The sequence below is a fragment of the Burkholderia sp. Bp8986 genome (assembly GCF_003854225.1).
In the GTDB taxonomy this organism is placed as follows: domain Bacteria; phylum Pseudomonadota; class Gammaproteobacteria; order Burkholderiales; family Burkholderiaceae; genus Burkholderia.
Genome location: NZ_QTQM01000023.1, coordinates 13,518 through 32,456 on the forward strand (window position 1 = coordinate 13,518; position 18,939 = coordinate 32,456).

At 63.0% G+C, this 18,939-nt stretch carries 15 protein-coding genes and 1 pseudogene; 5 read left to right on the top strand and 11 right to left on the bottom strand.

Going from position 1 to position 18,939, the window contains the following annotated elements:
• Positions 1 to 47: 47 nt before the first annotated feature.
• Positions 48 to 929, bottom strand: coding sequence for an AraC family transcriptional regulator (locus tag DID99_RS20650; protein WP_124667437.1), 882 nt, complete (start codon positions 927 to 929; stop codon positions 48 to 50).
• A 152-nt stretch (positions 930 to 1,081) separates the two neighbouring features.
• Here DID99_RS20650 and DID99_RS20655 point away from each other — a divergent pair, with 152 nt between their 5' ends.
• Together DID99_RS20655 and DID99_RS20660 are read left to right on the top strand one after the other, a co-directional pair.
• Positions 1,082 to 2,059, top strand: coding sequence for an oxidoreductase (locus tag DID99_RS20655; RefSeq protein WP_124667438.1), 978 nt, complete (start codon positions 1,082 to 1,084; stop codon positions 2,057 to 2,059).
• A 107-nt stretch (positions 2,060 to 2,166) separates the two neighbouring features.
• Positions 2,167 to 3,138, top strand: coding sequence for an aldo/keto reductase (locus DID99_RS20660; protein WP_260426272.1), 972 nt, complete (start codon positions 2,167 to 2,169; stop codon positions 3,136 to 3,138).
• 322 nt (positions 3,139 to 3,460) lie between these two features.
• Here DID99_RS20660 and DID99_RS20665 read toward each other — a convergent pair whose 3' ends face one another.
• Complete coding sequence (locus tag DID99_RS20665; RefSeq protein WP_124667439.1) at positions 3,461 to 4,021, bottom strand: hypothetical protein; 561 nt, start codon at positions 4,019 to 4,021, stop codon at positions 3,461 to 3,463.
• A 260-nt stretch (positions 4,022 to 4,281) separates the two neighbouring features.
• Here DID99_RS20665 and DID99_RS20670 point away from each other — a divergent pair.
• Positions 4,282 to 4,827, top strand: a pseudogene (locus tag DID99_RS20670) (transposase); the annotation flags it as partial.
• A 204-nt stretch (positions 4,828 to 5,031) separates the two neighbouring features.
• Here DID99_RS20670 and DID99_RS20675 read toward each other — a convergent pair.
• A complete protein-coding gene (locus tag DID99_RS20675; protein WP_124667440.1) occupies positions 5,032 to 6,621 on the bottom strand; it encodes a tetratricopeptide repeat protein in 1,590 nt (529 codons plus the stop codon).
• An 842-nt stretch (positions 6,622 to 7,463) separates the two neighbouring features.
• Here DID99_RS20675 and DID99_RS20680 point away from each other — a divergent pair.
• Positions 7,464 to 8,345, top strand: a complete 882-nt coding sequence (locus tag DID99_RS20680) for a PGN_0703 family putative restriction endonuclease (protein WP_124667441.1) — start codon at positions 7,464 to 7,466, stop codon at positions 8,343 to 8,345.
• A 77-nt stretch (positions 8,346 to 8,422) separates the two neighbouring features.
• Here the strand turns inward: DID99_RS20680 and DID99_RS20685 are convergent, their stop codons facing one another.
• The 6 genes from DID99_RS20685 to DID99_RS20710 all read right to left on the bottom strand — a co-directional run bounded on the left by DID99_RS20685 (position 8,423) and on the right by DID99_RS20710 (position 15,254).
• A complete protein-coding gene (locus tag DID99_RS20685) occupies positions 8,423 to 8,806 on the bottom strand; it encodes an ATP-dependent protease (RefSeq protein ID WP_124523247.1) in 384 nt (127 codons plus the stop codon).
• A gap of 597 nt (positions 8,807 to 9,403) precedes the next feature.
• A complete protein-coding gene (locus tag DID99_RS20690; RefSeq protein WP_124667442.1) occupies positions 9,404 to 10,723 on the bottom strand; it encodes an MFS transporter in 1,320 nt (439 codons plus the stop codon).
• A 58-nt stretch (positions 10,724 to 10,781) separates the two neighbouring features.
• A complete protein-coding gene (tcuB, locus tag DID99_RS20695; RefSeq protein ID WP_124667443.1) occupies positions 10,782 to 11,996 on the bottom strand; it encodes a tricarballylate utilization 4Fe-4S protein TcuB in 1,215 nt (404 codons plus the stop codon).
• Complete coding sequence (gene tcuA / locus DID99_RS20700) at positions 11,983 to 13,392, bottom strand: FAD-dependent tricarballylate dehydrogenase TcuA (protein ID WP_124667444.1); 1,410 nt, start codon at positions 13,390 to 13,392, stop codon at positions 11,983 to 11,985. The genes tcuB and tcuA overlap by 14 nt, the downstream gene beginning before the upstream one ends.
• A gap of 63 nt (positions 13,393 to 13,455) precedes the next feature.
• Positions 13,456 to 14,409: a LysR family transcriptional regulator gene (locus DID99_RS20705; RefSeq protein WP_124485294.1), complete on the bottom strand. Its 954-nt coding sequence runs from the start codon at positions 14,407 to 14,409 to the stop codon at positions 13,456 to 13,458.
• A 218-nt stretch (positions 14,410 to 14,627) separates the two neighbouring features.
• A complete protein-coding gene (locus tag DID99_RS20710; protein ID WP_185733798.1) occupies positions 14,628 to 15,254 on the bottom strand; it encodes a bifunctional 2-polyprenyl-6-hydroxyphenol methylase/3-demethylubiquinol 3-O-methyltransferase UbiG in 627 nt (208 codons plus the stop codon).
• A gap of 256 nt (positions 15,255 to 15,510) precedes the next feature.
• On the opposite strand from DID99_RS20710, the gene DID99_RS20715 reads away from it, so the two are divergent.
• A complete protein-coding gene (locus DID99_RS20715; RefSeq protein WP_124667446.1) occupies positions 15,511 to 16,146 on the top strand; it encodes an isochorismatase family cysteine hydrolase in 636 nt (211 codons plus the stop codon).
• A 79-nt stretch (positions 16,147 to 16,225) separates the two neighbouring features.
• Here DID99_RS20715 and DID99_RS20720 read toward each other — a convergent pair whose 3' ends face one another.
• Both DID99_RS20720 and DID99_RS20725 read right to left on the bottom strand, forming a co-directional pair.
• Entirely contained in the window at positions 16,226 to 16,957 is a 732-nt protein-coding gene (locus DID99_RS20720; RefSeq protein ID WP_124523259.1) for a ribonuclease T2, read from the bottom strand.
• Between the two features lie 416 nt (positions 16,958 to 17,373).
• A complete protein-coding gene (locus tag DID99_RS20725; RefSeq protein WP_124523983.1) occupies positions 17,374 to 18,777 on the bottom strand; it encodes an HdeD family acid-resistance protein in 1,404 nt (467 codons plus the stop codon).
• Positions 18,778 to 18,939: the final 162 nt, after the last annotated feature.

An 18,939-nucleotide genomic window follows, 5' to 3' on the forward strand; every position in this document is an offset into this window, starting at 1 on the left:
GGGCCGCACGCCCCGTGGGGGAAAGTCGAACGAGAGAAACGGCATCGCTAGTCTGCAACGCAATGGGCGCGCTCTCCTGCCCCGTGGAAACGGGCCATGTCACGCGCGGGAGACACTCCGAATTGGCGTGCATATTCACGGCTGAATTGACTCGGGCTTTCATAGCCCACGCTAAAGCCGATGCCTGCGACATCTCCTTGTTGCGCTAAAAGCCGGGCGCGAGCGGTCTGGAGGCGGATTTGCTTTTGATATTGAAGCGGGCTCATGGCGGTTGCCGCCTTGAAATGGCGGTGGAAAGATACTGGGCTCATGCCTGCCAACGCGGCCAGGCGTTCGACCCGCACCGACTCCGAAAAATTGGTGCGCAGCCATGTGATGGCACGACTCACCTGCGAGAGGCGGCTGTCCGCCATGGCAATCTGGCGGACCATGGGGCCACACGGGCTTTGCAGAATCCGCCAGAACACCTCGCGCCGGATCATGGGCGCAAGGACTGCAATGTCCTCCGGCCGGTCGAGCAACCTGACCAATCTCCACATCGCATCAAGCAAATCGGGCCCGGCGTGGTTGACCTCCACGCCGGCGGCGCCGCCCTGTGGCGCCATTGGCTCGGCGATCAAGCTCGCGAGCATGCCCAAGTCCAGGTCCAGCGTGACGGCGGAGTATGGCGCCTGGGTGACCTGCCCTGTCGCAGGCAGGTCCACGGACACGGCTACGTAGTCGCCCGGCACGATGTCGAATAGCCGGCCTCCGAGCACCGTCCGCTTTGCCCCTCCGAGGATTAGGGCCAAAACCGGCCGGTGGACCACGTAGGTGACCACCGAAAGATCCGTCTCGACATAAAGCGTCAGCCCGCCAACGGCGGTTTCAGTCGGGCCTTCCCCGCCATGGCGCTCGACCAGCGCGCGAAGTTCGTACAAGTGGTCCAAGCCTGCCTCCAAACACCTCAGGGCATTGCACCCGCTCCGGAAACATCAATTGACAGGATTGTGCAAGAGATTGGCGGCATTGCGCTACCGCCGCGAACGGTCGCTGCGATTCAATGGAGCGTCCCAAACGCAGAATTGAACGAGGAAACCGTATGACGCACACGCCTCAAAAACCAATCGGTTCAGGCTTCGGCCCCGCCTCGACCGCCGACGAGGTGATCCGTGGCATCGATCTTACGGGCAAGACCGTCGTGGTAACCGGCGGCGCTTCAGGTATCGGAATCGAGACCGTCCGTGCATTTCGTTCCGCAGGCGCCAGGGTCATCGTGCCGGCCCGCGATACAGCCCAGGCCGAAGCAGCCCTCGCGACCATGCCTGACGTCATCGTGGAAGCGATGGACTTGCTGGAGCCTGCAGCGATAGACCGATTCGCCAGTCGCGTACTGTCGCTGACGGACACGCTGGACATTCTTGTCAACAACGCTGGAGTCATGGCCGCACCGCTGACACGCGATGCGCGCGGCTACGAAATGCAGTTCGCGGCCAACCACCTCGGCCATTTCCAACTCACCTGCCGGCTATGGCCCGCACTCGTGCGCGCGGAGGGGGCTCGCGTCGTAGCGCTCAGCTCCTACGGACATCGCCGCGCCGGCATCGATTTTCGCGACCCTCATTTCGAGCGTCGTGAGTACGACCGATGGATAGCCTACGGCCAGGCCAAAACCGCGAACGCCTTGTTCGCCGTCGCGCTGGATTCAATCGGCCGGCACTGGAACGTGCGCGCATTCGCCGTCCATCCCGGTGGCATTGCCACCCCGCTAGCGCGCCACATGCTGCCCTCCGAGATCGAAGCGAGCCGGATCTTCGATGCCGAGGGCAAGCCGGTCATTGATCCGGAAAACAACAAGAAGACGCCCGAACAGGGGGCGGCCACCTCCGTGTGGTGCGCGACGAGCCCTCAACTAGCCGGCATGGGCGGCGTCTACTGCGCCGATTGCGACATCGCCATCGCGCTTCCCAGCGACGGGAGCCCTGAAATGCACGGCGTCAGGCCCCGTGCCATCGACCCCGTCTCCGCCGGCCGTTTGTGGCAGCTCAGCGAACAACTGACGGGCGTGACGCTGGACTGAGCAAATTCGATGCGACTCGGGACAACCAGTCGCGCCTTATCACCAACCACTATGGCAACGTAGCCAGGAGAAAAAACATGCGAACGGTATCACTCGGGAGCCAAGGCATGGCGGTCAGCGCGCAAGGCCTTGGGTGCATGGGAATGAGCACTACCTACGGGCCCAGCGACGAGCACGAAAGCCTTGCAACCCTCATGCGCGCCCTCGACCTCGGTGTGACGTTCTTTGATACGGCGGAGGTCTACGGCCCATTCATGAACGAGGAGCTTCTCGGCAAGGCCTTCATAGGCAAGCGCGACAAGGTCATCCTGTCGACCAAGGCAGGATTTCGCTACACCGAGCACGGCAAGCTCGCCATGGAAGGTGAGAAGCCCTTGGTCACGGGCGATCCGTCGCATATCCGAAAGTCGGTCGAAGGATCGCTGCGACGCCTGAGGACCGACGTCATCGACCTCGTCTACCTGCATCGCATCGATCCGGCAACGCCGATCGAAGTGACGATCGGCGCGCTAGCCGACCTCGTGCACGAAGGCAAGATCCGCTACCTCGGCCTTTCCGAGGCATCGGCAAAGACGATCCGGAAAGCCCACGCGGTTCATCCGCTCACGGCCGTCCAAATGGAATATTCGCTGTTCGAGCGTGGCGTCGAGCACAACGATGTGCTGGCGACCGTCCGAGAGCTGGGAATCGGTTTTGTCTCCTACTCGCCGCTCGGCCGGGGCTTCTTGACCGGTGCGCTGAAACATCTGGATAACCTGCATCCGACCGACTTCCGCCGGTTCGATCCGCGCTTCCTGGGAGAGAACCTCCAGTCCAATCTACTGTTGGTCGACCGCATCACCGAGATCGCTGAAGCAAAGGGCGTCATGCCGTCTCAGCTCGCCCTTGCATGGGTGACGAGTACCGGAACGGTGCCCATTCCGGGAACGCGACGCATCAGGTATCTCGAAGAGAACGTCGCCGCAGTCGATATCACGCTGACCCAGGACGAGATGAACGCCCTGGATGCGGCCGCTCCGTTCGGCGCTGCAGCTGGCGAGCGCTATTCGTCCGGAATGATGGCCACACTCGGTCATTAGGACAGCAACTCGCAGGAGGCGCCGCGAGCGTTTGCGCAGGCAGTGATCGACGTTGACAGGTTTTGATCCGGCAGACTCCGGCCTTGAAGGCGCGCGCCTCAGCCAGACTGTGGTCAACACGACGTAAGTACCCAGGGGCCGCGCCACGACGTATACGAGCTGTGGCCTGTCGGACATCTTGCGATTTCGCGCAAGTTTGAAAGATGCATAACTCTTGTTCTCGGGAGCGGGTTTGCTTCGTAACTCCCCGCCGTGCACCAAGACTCCCGCCCATCCTATTCGCCGAAGGCGGTGCGGTACGCGATCCGGCTTCCAACGAGGGCTACGATTCTGTTCGTCCAGGTAGAGCAGCCACGGAGACCTGACTGCCGGCGAGCATCCTGTTGGCTCGGCGCATGAACACCCAGTGCCAAATCCAGAGGAGAACCGCAACTCCGCCGGCGACGGTGCCAATGGTATTGGGTATTAGCGAAAGAACCTGGGCAAGACACCACCCGATGCCGCTGATCCGGCCGAACGAGCGCAAACCCGACAGAGCCGGATTGATACGAGACTCCGCCTCCAGGGACTTCGCGACGTTGGAAATAATGAAGAAGTCCTCGATGAAGTTGTATGGCAAGAGGAACATGAGCCAGACGCTGTTGGGTTCGGCCGCACGCGATCCTCGGTTGACCGATTTCAGGGTGGTCCTGAGGTCGCTCGCGTAGGCATAGACCAGCGCCAGGAACACCGCGATGACGACGATGCCACCGATCGGCCCAAGCATCTCCATTTCGCCGAGAACGCCTCCGCCTTCAGCGGGATAGATAAGGGGATAGGCGAGCCCAAAGGCAATGGGGATGCTCAGAATGGCTTTGAGAATGGTCCGCGCAGTCGTGCTCATGTATATCGGCTGGAGTAGGTGCGTTGTCGCAGGCAGCATAGCGAACGATCATCCTCGCCGTGCGATTATTTCCTGATATATACCGCCTTTTCTCGCGACTCCAGCCGAGCGGTGTTCTCGATTGATTCGACCCGTTCGATGGCAGCAATGCAGCCCGCCGAGAGGTGCGCCTCCTGTGCGACGGCCGGCACGAGCCGGAAAGCGAGCCTAGCCAAAGCTTTGTGTGTGAAGCATAAACTGGCGACCAAAGAGCCACTTTTATGCCACGCAAACGCACGGAAGAAGTGACGAGAGAACTGGGCAAGGGCTTGAACCTTGACTCGGAATTGATCAAGCAACTGGTGCCAGGGACGCTGGACCTAGCGACGATCAACGAGGAGCTTGCTGCGCTTAAGAAGGGGGCCTTCGAACGCGCACTGGGCAGTGAGTTGACCCACCGCCTGGGCTACAAGAAGGGCGAAGCCAAGCCGCTGGTAGCGCGAGCCGCAAGCGCGTCGCGACTGACGACGACCTGCTCGACGTCGAGATTCCGCGCGACCGTGAAGGCACCTTCGATCCGGTGCTGATCGCCAAGGGCGTGCGACGCTTCACCGGGTTCGACACAAGATCATCGCGTGTACGCCGCGAACCTAGCCCCGTGGGACACGCGTGGCGTGAGCATGCGGGAGATTCAGGGCTTCCTGCTCGAGATCTACGGCATCAGTGCGGTGACCGACGCGGTGATCGACGAAGTGCTGGAACGGCGGCAGCGGCCGCTCGAGCCAATGTATCCAGTCGCATTCTTCGACGCCTTGCGCGTCAAGATTGGCGGCACGCGACGAACGCTGGTACAACAGCCATCGCGATACGCCGTGCTACAGGTCCATGCAGCTATATCGGTAAGCTACGTTGGACGACTGGAGCAGACCAGTATCGAAGATGGCCGATGCTTTGGCTGGCAATGACGCAATTGGGTGATCGCTGCGCGGGAGTCGTGTTGATGTCCCGCCTCGACGATGACTTGCTGGCCGTCATTCCATGCGGCGCAGAACTTCCCGCTCCGATCTCAATGCGTCACGAACGGCCTCGGTGACGCTCCGCCAGTTTCCGGGTGCCGCCTGACGGAAAATACGGACATTCGGATACCAAGGCCCCACGTCGCCTTTCGCTCCCCAACGCCATTCCGGCGCCCCGAGCATGACCCACGCAGGCAGGCCCAGGGCGCCAGCCAGATGCACGGGCGCCGAGCAGATCGAGATCGTCAGATCCAGGGACGTCGCAAATACAGCCGTATCGTAAAGATCGTTCCATTCACCGGATGGGTTAAGGATCGACAATCCGCTCCGTGCCGCGAAATCCGGCTCGAGCGGATGTTTCTGCAGCACGAACCAGTCGACATTTTCAATCTCGGCCAACGGCCGGAGATCTTCCGGTGCAAGACTGCGCGCCCGCCCCGCAAAATAATTGGGCGACGTGTCCCAGCACAAACCGATTCGCAGACGGTCCGATGCACGACGGCGGTCGGCCAGCGCGTTGGCAACATCCGGATCTTTCAGCTTGATATAGCCGTCACGGTAGGTCGGCACCTCGCCATCGAGCACCCCAAGCCTCGCGGGCAGCAAATTTTCGAAGATCCAGTAATCGTAGTTGCCCCAGGTCTCGACAGGCCACGCCCCCAAGAGTTCGTCGACGCCGTCGAGGTCATGCAGAAGCCGCATCAGCTCCGGTTTGACGCAAAGCGTGACATGGGCACCCGCTGCCTTCAGGTTTCTGGCGTAACGTGCATACATCAAGCAGTCGCCGAGGCCGAGATGGCTGATCACCAGAAGGCGCTTGCCTTCAAGAGGCTGCCCGCGCCACAAACGATCGTGATAGGTCGTCATTACACCGGGGCCGCTACGCAACGGCTCAAGATTCGCGAGCATTTCATAGCGCCGCCAGCCTGCCTTCGTGTCGCCCAGCAACAGGAGCAGATTCGCCAGCGGAAAAATGACATCGCCTCGGTGCGGATCGTGTTCGGCGGCCCGGTACAGATAGCTTGCGCCTTCCTCCAGCCGTCCCAACAGGAAGAGCGAGATACCGCACTGGACGAGCGTGCCGACGTCGGTGGGGTACCGCTCCAGGATGGCGCGCGCGATCTGGACAGCCCCTTCATGATCGTCGAGAAATCGATGGCGCGCCCTCAATACGACCTGCGGATCGCCAAATTCGGCCGCCTTCGCGCCATGTTCTCGGGACGCGTCGAAATCGAGCATCTGGAAACTTGCGTCCGCCAGCATCAGGTGCAACTCGGCGTTCGATGGAAATGCCGCCACGCCCGCTTTCAAACTTTCGATGGCAGCGGCACGATCGTTCAGGTGATTGAAGCAGAGCACCGCCCTGCTGCGCCACGGAACGGTCGATGCAGGCGTCGCAGCGATCGCACGGTCGCAGACCTCCAGCGCTTTCCCTGCCCGGCCCGCGCGGACCAGCACATCGACGCAGGATTGCAAAACTGTGTCGTCATGGGGATATTTTTCAAACAGGACGTGAAAAAGATCCGCTGCCCGGTCGAACTGCCCGGCGGCCTCTGCTTCGCGCGCTTGTGCGGCGATGCGAGTGAATTCGTCATCAAACGACATCTGATTTTCCGATCATCAGCCGGGCCAGAACCAACCTCGACATGGTGAGTATTCCGTAGTTACCAATCCATCTGTACTGTCGCGGCAGGCATATGCCGCTACCGACGCGACGGAATCTCGCGCTCTCAATATTCGCTGCAATAGAACGGCTCCAAAGCTCCGGAGAAACATTCAGCACAGGCGATCGCCGTTTTTCTGTATGTCTTGCCGCGTTCATCATGAAGTTTTGCCGCGCGATGTGGTCGCCTGAACCTCAATCGAAGCAACGAGCCGTCGTCAATGAACTGACCCGCCTCCGCTTACACACCCGTACCCTATCGGTACACTTTTTACGCTCGACGGCAGTTTCCCCCGAATTCTAAGCGCTCCAACCAGCACGGATCGATGCATGGCAGTCAATTATTGTTAAACCGAATCATGGGGTGACTAAGGGGAATATTCCCGTCGTTGCGCTGGGGCAACCCGAAAATTTGCAGAAACTGCCGTTGCAACGGCATTTCCGTAGACCGATCGGCTACGGATGGCGCTACCGGGCCTGCGGATCTCCGGGAACAGATCGAAAGTGCGATCGATAGGCAGGGTTACAGCCGGGCGATATCGTCGGCGCGCGCTCGATGTGGTGCAATCGGCTCCATGCCGCAAAGCCCTATCCGTACTGGAAGCTTCACAGTTACCCTCGATCTCCCGATCGAATGTCCGCGCCCCGCTGTCGTCATTCGCGCCTCCACGGCTACGGCGACCACGTCCAGGATGCAATGGTCATTGCGATCGATTCGCTCCCTATGTAGCATCTTCCGACATGTCGACGACGTGGGCCGCGGGTTTCGGCATGGCAAACCGAGTTGACATCTTTCATCGTCCCGCTCAGTGACCGAGTGTGGGGCGTCGAACGGTACATCCGGCTGGACCGACTCGCGAGCGCCTTGCTGGCTCCGCCGGTCGGCATGTTCATTGATCCGATGCGGGGGGGACGTGTGAGCGGCCAACCATTTCTATCCGGGATTCCCGTCGATCACGTGCTTGATCGCCTCGCGAAAGCCGGAGGCAAAGAGATTGAATCCGGCAAGTTTTCGAGCCCTGAAAGCTCGGCGGCACTCGCGGTCAATTGCTTTGGCTGGTTCATCGAACGCCCTTGCCAACTGCCGCCACTGAAAGGCCTCGAGGACGCAGGCGTTCCGGAACTGGTAGACATCGAATTCTGCGCGCGATTTCCATGGGCTGGCGGGCGGCATCCCTGGCTCGACGCCATCGTGCAGACGCCCAGGTGCCTCATCGGAATCGAGAGCAAGCGTTTCGAGCCTTTCCGGGACGTGAAATCGGTCAGCCTGTCAGCCGCCTATGACCGTCCGGTGTGGGGCGCCAATATGAAGGGTTACGAAAGGATGCGCGACCGATTGCGCTCAGGAGACGTGAGGTACGTTCATCTCGATGCCGCGCAACTGATCAAGCACGCGTTCGGTTTGGTGACCGAAGGCGCCCGGCGCAACCGCGCACCCGCATTGTTTTATCTTTTCGCCGAACCGGCGGCGCGAGCCGGCCATGTCATCGCCCCGGACAACCTCGCCCGGCACCGGGATGAAATTGCCAGCTTTGCAGAAGCAGTTGCGGGGGACGCAGTGACGTTTCATTCCGCGAGCTACAGGGAGTGGATCGGGACCTGGTCGGTGCTCGATGGACGAATCGCGGTGCATGGACAAGCCATCATCGAAGCGTTCGAACCGTGACGGGAACACGAAGAACGCATTGCATCACCTCCAGCCGGGCACCAAGCCCGACCTGCGCTCCCAACGGCAAGCAATGGTCAGAGATCTCCGCGCACTTCACCGGTTCCCAGCGCGCTGCGCTGCCGGTTGACTTCCGCCCAAAGCTCATCGCTGTCGTCATTGCGCAGCACGACCATCCAGTCCAGTTGATCGTCGGTCACGCCGAAGTATTCCAGGATTTCCCGGCGAACCGCATCGACGAACTGCGCGTATTCCGGGGTTGCCTGCGCCTGCGCGTGCAGGGCGTCGTATGCGGCATCGTCCGCGCCGCCGCCGTGCTCGTCGATATAGCGCGAGATCCATTGGTCCAGTTCGCGGTCGTAATCGGCCTCGGCGCGCATCGCTTGCACAGCCGTGTAGAAATCCAATTGCGCAAACGCGGCGATTGCCGCCGTTGTCGCTTCGTCGAAGGTAGTCGTCATTCCATCTCTCATGTCGGTCAGGGCACATCATCGCACGGGCCGCACCTGGGCAGGTGCCTCGAATCCGGACGGCACAACACACCGCCTCGCGCCACCGGTCGACCGGAGCAAAGGCACCGTGAGCGGGGGCACGTCTTCCAGTGCGCCACTCACCGGGGCCGCCCGGCAACAGGACACTCATTTTGCCGCATTGCGAGCACAGTGAAGAAAGCAACCGGGCGCGGCAAATCGCGGAACAAGTTTCGAGCGTATCGCCGCAGGCGTCACTCCGGTACTCAAGCGCCAATGCGGGTGCCGGTCGTGCATGACTCGTAATGGCCGAATCGAACGCCGTTGGATACCTCCCCGGCGGTCCGTTGCCGGTTGAATCCGCTCCCCTTGCCGAAAAGCCCACTCGTCGGTCAGTCGAATAGCCTTCGGCCCATGATCTGCGCGCCGGACACACGAGCCTGTCAACCACAGACCCGCCGCTCCTGCGGCAAAGCGGAGTGGCCTGCGCTGCTGCGCAAGCCGGACCGCATCGCCCCTCTTGTCGCCGCTGAAAAAGCGCAAGCCCGGCACGAAGCCGGGGTGACGGAAACGCCGCTGTAATCGCTCTCAGGCCGACGATGCCGCCGACGCGTTGCCGCCTGCGCGGCGACGGTACAGCTCCAGCGTCGCGCAAAAGCCGCAGAGCGCGGCGAAGCTCAGCCAGTAGCCGGGTGCGGCCTTGTCATGCAAGACCTGAATCAGATACGTCGACACGGCCGGCGTAAAGCCGCCGAACAGCGCCGTCGCGAGACTGAACGCCAGCGAGAAGCCCGCGACGCGCACTTCGACCGGCATCACTTCGGTGAGCGCGGCGACCATCGCGCCGTTATACATGCCGAAGAAGAACGAGAACCACAGCAGCACGATCAGCATGCGCGCGAAGCTCGGTGCATCGGCGAGCCAGGACAGCGCCGGATAAGCCGTGAAGATCGTCAGCGCGGAAATGGCGAGCAACAGTGGTTTGCGGCCAATGCGGTCGGAGATCGCGCCGCCGATCGGCAACCAGACGAAATTCGACGCAGCCACGAGCAGCGTCACCATCAGGCTGTCGGAGGTGGACAGCTTCAGCACCGACTTCCCGAAGGTCGGCGTATACACGGTGATGAGATAGAAGGTGGTGGTAGTCATCGCCGTCAGCAGCATGCCGCCGATGACGGTGCGCCAATTGCCGAGCAGCATCGCAAAAATCTCGCGCGCCTGCGGATGATGCCGCCGCGCTTCGAACGCCGCGGTCTCCTGCAGCGAGCGGCGCAGCACGAACAGGAACGGCACGATCGCGCAACCGATGAAGAACGGCACGCGCCACCCCCATGCAGCGATCTGCTGCGCGGACAGCCACTGGTTCAATCCGTAACCGATGGCCGCCGCCACGACGATGGCGACCTGCTGGCTCGCCGACTGCCAACTCGTGTAAAAACCCTTGTTGCCGGGCGTCGCCATTTCCGCGAGATAGACCGACACGCCGCCCAGTTCCGCGCCCGCCGAGAAGCCCTGCAACAGACGCCCGAGCAGCACGAGCGCTGGCGCGACCAGGCCGATGGTCGCGTACCCCGGCACGCAGGCAATCAGAACGGTGCCGCTCGCCATGATCGACAGCGTAACGATCAGCCCGGTGCGCCGCCCGACCTTGTCGATATACGCGCCGAGAAAGATCGCGCCGAGCGGACGCATCAGGAAGCCCGCGCCGAACACGGCGAAGGTGAGCATCAGCGACGCGAACTCGCTGGTGGACGGGAAAAAGATCTTCGCGATCGATGTCGCGTAGAAGCCGAACAGAAAGAAATCGAACTGTTCGATGAAATTGCCGCTGGTCACGCGCAACACGGCGGCGGCCCTCGTCATGGGCGAAACGCCGGACGTGGCGGCGATCGATTCTGTGCGGTTCATTGCGTCTCCTGCTTCTTGTCTATGGTGATGGGCGCCCAAGGCGCACCCTAGTGACTTGCTAATCCGAACCGAGGCTCAGCGTGTTGCGTTGCCGCTTCTCTATCGACGATTTGAGCAATGCCGCCGAGCGGAAGATGCCGTGCGCGAACTTGCCGTAAGGCAGCGTGGCGAACAGCGCCATCACGATGCCGAGATGAATCGCGAGCAGCGACGGCATCGCCGAGGTCGTGCGGAGCGCGAGCAGCGCGAGACCGGATGCGCTCGTCAGAAGCAGGAGCGCGATGAAGCCGCGGTCCATCGGACGCTGACGGGGATCGCCCCGCTCCGGAACGCGTTTCAGGTTCAGCCACAGCAGTCCCGCCGGCCCCGCAATCAGCCCGATGCCGCCCGCCGTTCCCATCAGCACCGGCACGCTCAGAAACGGATACGGCGCTTCCAGACCGAATGCATAGTGATAGAGCGTCGCGACCGCGGTTGCCGCAAAGCACAGCATGAAGCCGTAGAACGTCAGGTGATGGAAACGACGCCGCGCCAGCGTGAAGGCATCGTCCTCTTCGTTGCAGCCGTCGCCGTGGCCGCCGTCCAGGTACTTGAGCGTCAGCGCGTTCCTGGCCGCTTCCGCGACGGCTGGCGCGCTCGCGCTCGCCGTTCCTGCCGACACGTCGCGCCAGAAGCGCGTGACACCCAGACCGAGCGCGAGAACGGCGAACAGGAAAACGATGCCGAACATCGCCGCGAGCAGGTCGTGCGGGAAGATCGCGTAGAAGTTCGCCGGCGCGACATCGCCCGACAAGCCGCCGCGCAATGCCGTACCGAGCAGCAGAAACAGCGCGATTCCGGCCGCCAGTGCAACCGACAATGTCAGGCCGTTTCGCTTGTACAGCGCGCCGAACGACGCGGGAAACGCGTATTCGGTATAGGTTTCGAGCCGGACTTCGGCCATCGCTTTCGGCACGTTCACGCCGAATTCGTGCGGCGGCGCGTATTGGCACGCGTGATAGCACGCGCCGCAGTTGTGGCAGAGATTCGCCAGATAGTTGACGTCCGCCTTGCCGAATTCCAGGCGGCGCGTCATGGCCGGGAACACGGCACAGAAGCCTTCACAATAGCGGCAGGCGTTGCAGATCTGCATCTGCCGTGCCACTTCGGTTTCGGCGGCGCTCATCTGCACGATGGGGATCACGCGCGCCGTGCTGCCGTGTGGAGTTTTTTTCGTATCGACCGAGCACGCCGTGCGCGTGCGTTCGGGCGCGAGCGGGTCAGACTGCTGCACTGGTTGCCTCCGTTGTCTTGAGCGCGGCGCGTGCGGCCTGCGTCCCGGCAATGCGCCCGAAGGCCGTGCCGATCGACATGCCGACGCCCGCCGTATAGCCCTTGCCGAGCACGTTGCCGGCCATCATTTCGCCGGCGACGAACAGGTTTTCACTGGCTTTGCCGCCGAAGTGAACCTGCGCGCGGTCATTGGTCTTGAGTCCGAGATACGTGAACGTGATGCCTGGCCGTAACGCATAACCGTAGAACGGCGGTGTCTCGATGCGGCGCGCCCAGTGCGTCTTGGGCGGCACGAGGCCTTCGGTGTGGCAGTCGTCGAGCGCGGTGTGGTCAAAGGTGCCGTCGCGGCACGCATCGTTGTAGCGCGTGAGCGTTTCCATGAAGCGCGCCTCCGGCAGCCCGAGCTTGCGCGCGAGTTCCGGCAGCGTGTCGGCCTGTGCGCCCGGAAACACCGGCGGCATGAAGCGGCCGATTGCTTTCGAGTCGATGATCGAATAGCCGATCTGCCCCGGCTGATGCGCAACGAGGCGTCCCCAGATTGCATAGCGCTTCGGCCAGAAATCCTCGCCTTCGTCGTAGAAGCGCTCGGCGTCACGATTCACCACGACGCCCAGCGACACGCAGTCGATGCGTGTGCAGATGCCGCCGTCATACAGCGGCGCGCGCGCATCGATGGCGACGCAATGCGACTGGGACGGGTCGCCAATCATGTCCGCGCCAGCGTCGGCCATATGCTTGATGAGCACGCCCTTGTTGAAGCGCGTGCCGCGAATCAGGAAGTTGTCGACGGGCCATTCGCCGCGCTCGTTTTGCCCCCACGCTTCGCGCAGCCATTCGCGATTCGATTCAAAACCGCCTGCCGCCAGCACGCAAGCGCGCGCCTCGAAGCGCTGGCTGCCGCTGCGCGCCGCGATGAAGAGACTGCCGTCGAGTTCAAGCGAATCGACGGGCGTTTCATAGCGGATATCGACGCCGAGCGCTTCGGCGCTGCGGTAATACGCGTTGACGAGCGCCTTGCCGCCGCCCATGAAGAACGCGTTGGTGCGTGCCACGTGCAGCGCACCGGACAGCGGCGGCTGGAAGCGCACCCCATGCTTCTGCATCCACGGCCGGCACGACGACGACGCGCGGATCGTCAGCCGCGCGAGATGCTCGTTCGTGATGCCACCGGTGACTTTCAACAGGTCCTGCCAGAATTCCTCTTCCGGATAGGCGTCGACGAGGACGTCTTGCGGCGCATCGTGCATGCAGCGCAGATTGCGCGTGTGTTGCGAGTTGCCGCCGCGCCATTCGCGCGGCGCGGATTCGAGAAGCAGGACCGAGGCGCCCGCTTCGCGCGCCATCAATGCGGCACACAGCGCGGCATTGCCTCCTCCGATTACGAGCACATCGACCATCAGACTTGCCTCCTTTTGGACAAATCGTAAAGGTCTCGTGCCCGCGTCGCTACCAGCCAGCCGTCAACGGGTCTTCACTTTTTGTGAAGGCTGAGGTTCCCGCAGCCGCGCACCGGGCCAGCGGCCTTCCTGCACCAGTCGACGGGCGACATCGGCGAGCACCACGCGCGCAGCGAGACCGGCGGGAGACAGTTCGTCATCGGAGATGCTGGCGAGCATGTTGGGCCGCGTGGCGTATTTTTCAGCGACGGGCACGCTCGTCAATATCACGTTCTCGGGCCTTGCGAGCGCCGCGCCCGGTTGTATCGTCGCGCCGATGCCGGTGCGGACGAAGTCCATCAGGAGCGCAAGGCCGTCGACTTCGGCGACGATGTTCGGCTCGTACTCGGCGCGCCTGAACGCCGATAACAGCAGCGAACGCAGCCCGTGCGTGCCGCTGGGGAGAATCAGCGGAAGCCTGCCGAGATTTTTCAGCCGGACGGACGCGCTCGTCGGCATGCCATCGAGATCGCCCGCGCCGATCAGGAACAGCCGCTCGTCCAGCAGCGGCAGCACGCTCCAGCGTTGCGCGGACTCCTCACGGAACAGCACGGCGAGATCGATCTGACGCGCGCTCAACATGGACGCAAGATAGCCGGAGAGACTTTCGACCATGTGCAACCGTACATCGGGATAGCGCGAGCGCATGGCCTGCATGAATGCGACACCCAGCACGCTCGCCGTGCTCGGCGCCATGCCGACGCTGACATGGCCCGACAGACGGGCCGAGCGTGCGGCAAGCGCGGCATCGTCGATATGACGCAGCGCGAGTTGCGCCTGACGCCAGAACGCCAAACCTGCATCGGTCGGAACGACGCCCGCCGAGGTGCGTTGCAGCAAACGCGTGGACAGTTCGCCTTCGAGGCGGCTGATCTGCTGACTCAGTGCCGAGGTCACCACGCCGAGTTCCAGAGCTGCCTTGCCCATGCTTCCGTGTTCGACGACACTGAGAAAATAGCGTAGTTGTCTGAGTTCCATTCCGCGCTCGATCAGAAGGATTGGGCGGCTATTTTGACAGAACGTCGTCGGGTAATCCTCAGTGTCGAGGTTGGATCTTTACAGCACGTGCGTCTCTGCAGCAGTCGCACATATCCGGCAGAGACCAACCCCTTACTGCCACCGCTCTCTTCGAGAACAGGCGCTGATCGCTCCATACGCGCTTACCGAAGCCACCCTGGCTCGAGCTTCGACCGAAGCTAACCCCGCGTGCCGCTTTTGACGAATGCCAATCGGCTCCACATCACACCCGCACGCCGATTTCCACGCTGTACGGATTCGGTCTGGACATTCAGCACATTGCGCAAGCCATGAGCATTTGCGAGCTGCATGGTTTCTTCCGCTGAGACGTCGAACATCCGTCGTCCTTCCGGAACCGGTCCGTAACGCAAGGACACGACCAGCACCGCGCCGTCGCACAGGAGAGCGCTGACGTTCGGCATCGCCCGACGACGCTCGTCTTCATCAAGGTGCATCCAGACCGCCGACAGCATCACGAAGTCAAATTCCTTTCGCCTCGTACGCAAAATCGCGAGATCTGGCAGGCTATCGTCCAGCCATTCGATCCGAGGAGACGAATGCCGCCTGATTCCCGCAACGCGCAACGCATCCACCGGTTCGACGGCTACGACCGAATGCCCCATCGCCGCGAATGCAGCCGCATCGGTTCCGATACCGGCTCCAACATCGAGAATGCAAGACGGGCGCGCGGGAACGAGATGCAGGATGGGCTGATGATGTTCCTCGAACGAGATGTCCTGCCATTGCTCGATGAGCGAATGTGCATGCTCCGCGTAGCCTTCGGTGCCGCGTACATTGATGGACACCACCGTTCTCCAAATGTCGGTGTTTCGCGAAGTTTGCCAGATTGCCGGCATTTCAGTATCGCCGACCCGATGTCCAGAGCTGAACGAACCCGGTCGTCCAGGGCGGCACCGCACTCGCCCGCTCGATCTGCACCAGGATGAAATGTCGGTTTATATTGCCGGAGTTCCAACACGCTCGCGCCGGAATGGTTGACGACGTATACGGTGCGGTCGATTTTCTGAAAACACCGAAGTGACTCATGGGAGAGCATCAGTCATGCAACCGGAACACGCTTCAGATCTCGCGACGACTCGCCATGCAGGCGCGAAAGGCAGCACGCACGCGCCGATACCCTCGATCGTTCCGGCAAAAACCGCGCTCATCGTGATGCACTACCAGACCGACATCCTCGGCCTCTTTCCGTCAGTCGCCCCCACCCTGCTCGCCAATACGCGCAAGCTGTGCGATGCAGCCCGGGTGAGCGGTGTCCACGTCTGCTTCGCGAATCTCCGCTTCAGCCCCGGCTATCCGGAAGTCAGCCCCCGCAACAAGAACGGGCAAGGGATCAAGCAACTCGGCCTGTTCGTCGACGACGGCCCGTGCCCGGAGCTCGGCCGGCTAGACAGCGAGCCGCTGACTATCGCGCATCGCGCGAGCGTGTTCTTCCGCACCGACCTGCAGGCGCGGCTCATCGCGCGGGGTATCGATACGCTGATCCTGGTCGGGATTGCGTCGACCGGCGTCGTGCTGTCGTCGGTCGCACACGCCAGCGACGCGGATTTCCGGCTGTATACGGTGAAGGACTGCTGCTACGACCCGGATGAAGTCGTGCACGAGCATCTGTTCGCGACGGCGTTCGAGACGCGCACGACGGTGCTGTCGCTCGCGGACGCGCTGCGGCTGCTCGCTTAGGCGCACGATATCCGCGCCACGCCGGCCGGAACGCTTCCGGACGGCGCCTCGCGCATCACGCCGTGCGCGACTTCGCGCGTTACTTCGCGATATACACGCCCGACGTCGGGCACGTCCCCTGCGTATTCCCGTCCGTCACGAGCGAGGCCGCGCTCGGAAACTGCGCGGTCGCGTTCGTCTTGACCGCGATCCACGCTTCCGTGAAATAGCTGACGCCATTGGTCTTCGTGCACTTCAGCGACACCGCGCTGCGCGTATTGCTGCCGAACGCGCCTTCGAACGCGGACAGCAGCTGGTTGCGCGTCACCGTCTTGCCCGCGTTGGCCTGCAGGAACGCGTTGAACGACGTGTTGCCCAGCCGGCTGATCATGCCGGCCGCCTGGTTCCAGTACGCATCCGGCGACGCCGAGTTCGAGCAGGTGCCGTGCTTGAACCATTCGTGCTTGTCGAGGCACGACGCCACGCCCGGCATGTAGGTCGACAGCGTGCTGCGGGTCGCGGTGCTGACCGGATACGCATCCATGCTGCACCACTGGTGCGCGTTGTCGAGATCGACGTCGCTCTGCGGCACGCCGCAGTAGAACGGCTGGTTGCCGTCGTACCGGTTCGGCCAGAGACCATGCAGCGACAGGCTCGTCGCCGCGTACGTGCCGGCGAGGTTCGTACACTCCGGCGTGTCGTGCGACGCGCAGAAGCCGGGTTCCCACGAAGCAGCGAGCAGCAGGTAGTCGTAGCTGGTCTGCGCGACGGCGTGCAGCGAGGCGGATGCGACGGCGATTGCGGCCGCGGCGCGGGCGAGCGTCTTGAGCATGGCGTTTCCTCGGAAAAGGCTTGCGGTCGCGGGATGCGCCACAAGGTTGTCGAATGTCTGCCCGCGATTGTTGCTCGCGCAACGTGGCATCAATATGAAGGTGGACGAAGGAATTCGTAGTCGAACGCCACCCCTGTCAGCGCCGGCACCGGTACCAATACGCGCCCTTCTCCGCCGGAGACGCCGGCTCGCCCTGCAACGGAGCATCCCCACGATGACGGCCTGCCGGCCGGGCAGGCCCTATCGCGTCGCGATCGGAACGGGCAAAGCATCGAACTCGCGGACAGCATGCCCCTGCTCACGGCTCGCTGCTGCCAAGCTGCATGCGCGCACGCGCGGCCGAATCCGCGCCTTCGAGCGCGAGAATCTGTCACACGCCGATGCTCACGCGCCGGCCCTCGTCCGGCGCCACGCGATCATTTCACCGACGCGGCCTCCGATCCGCCGGACGACATCGCCGCGCTGTCCTGCTCGCGCCACGCGCGGCGCGACGCGATGATCGCCTGCACGGCCGAGCGCGCGACCTTCCACCACGCGAACGGACGCGGATCGGCGAGCATGCTGAGCGCGCGCGCATAGTCGAGCGTGAGCCCGGGCGTCCAGGCCATCGTCACCGCGCGCTTGCGGATCTGCGCGGCGACCCACAGCTCGGGCGTGAGCAGCAGCCGCACGAATGCGCCCCACCCGGCCCGCGTGCCCTTGAGCCGCCACACCGCGCCGTCGAGCGCCGCTTCGAGCGCGTTCGACACGGTGCTCGAACAGTTGCGGTGCGTGAGGTTGTACGTGACCGTCTGCCGATACGACGACCAGAACGCGGCCAGCTTCGCCGGATCGTAGTTGCGAATGCGGACACGCACGGTCGACGGACACCACGCCTTCGACTCGGTCGCATAGTCGGGCTGGAACAACCCGGGCACGTCGTTCTCGCGCGTCGCGCGCAGGATCCGCGTGAATTCATCGGGAGAACGATCGATCTCGACGGCCGGATAAAGGCTGATGTAGATGCCCTCGGGCGACTCCAGCGCCGCATGGCCGGTGGAGATAACCCCGTTGACGTCCACCGCCGCGATGTAGCGGTCGATCACCGGATAGCGCTGCGCTTCGGCCTTCGACGTGCCGGTCGGCGTCCACACGTGCACGGTCAGCGCGTGCTCGTGGTCGGCCGGCGGGCCGTCCCATTCGGATTGCGTGAAGCGCGGGAGGTCGGCAGCCGTATCGATGTCAGGCACGATCGCCGGCGCCGGCGACGTGACGAACGCGGGGTTGCGCGTCAGCCGCCGCACGCGCGCGGCGAGGCTCAGCATGTGCATGCCGCCGAACATCAGCAGCAAGCCGAGGCAGTACGGCACGGTGCCCACATAGTGAGTCGGATACGGCTGGTAGAAGAAGATCGCGAGCAGGATCTCGACGACGCCCCACGCGAATGCGACGTGCCAGCGCCGGTAACGCACCATCCACGCGGACGTGCACTGCAGCAGCCCGTCGACGAGAAACAGCGTGCCGAAGATCATCGACAGCAGGAAGTGTCCGTGATGATGGCCCGCGAACACGAGCGCGGCGGCCACCACGACCGCGATGCCCTTCACGTAGCGCAGGATGCGCTGCCCGCCGACGCCGCTGCCGGCCACCGCGAGCGTCGCGAGCCCCTCTATCAGGAACAGCCACGCGAACAGTTCGATCGGAAAATGCAGCGCGCCGTCGAGTGCGTCGACGAAGATGCCGACACCCGCGACGACCCACAGCCAGCCCAGCACGGTCAGTCCACGCCAGCGCGTTCGCAGATATTCGATGCCCAGCAGCAGCAACACCAGTCGTACCATGGCGCCCTCGTATTGATTTTTTCGGGATACGCGCAGATCACGCGCCTCCGGTCGTGCCGATCGTGCATCGTGCGATGCGGAAGTCGGACGGTGGCAATGCTGACCGGCGCGTCATGCATCGACATGTCCAATGACGGCCGGCGCGCTCCGCTTTCGCCGAAT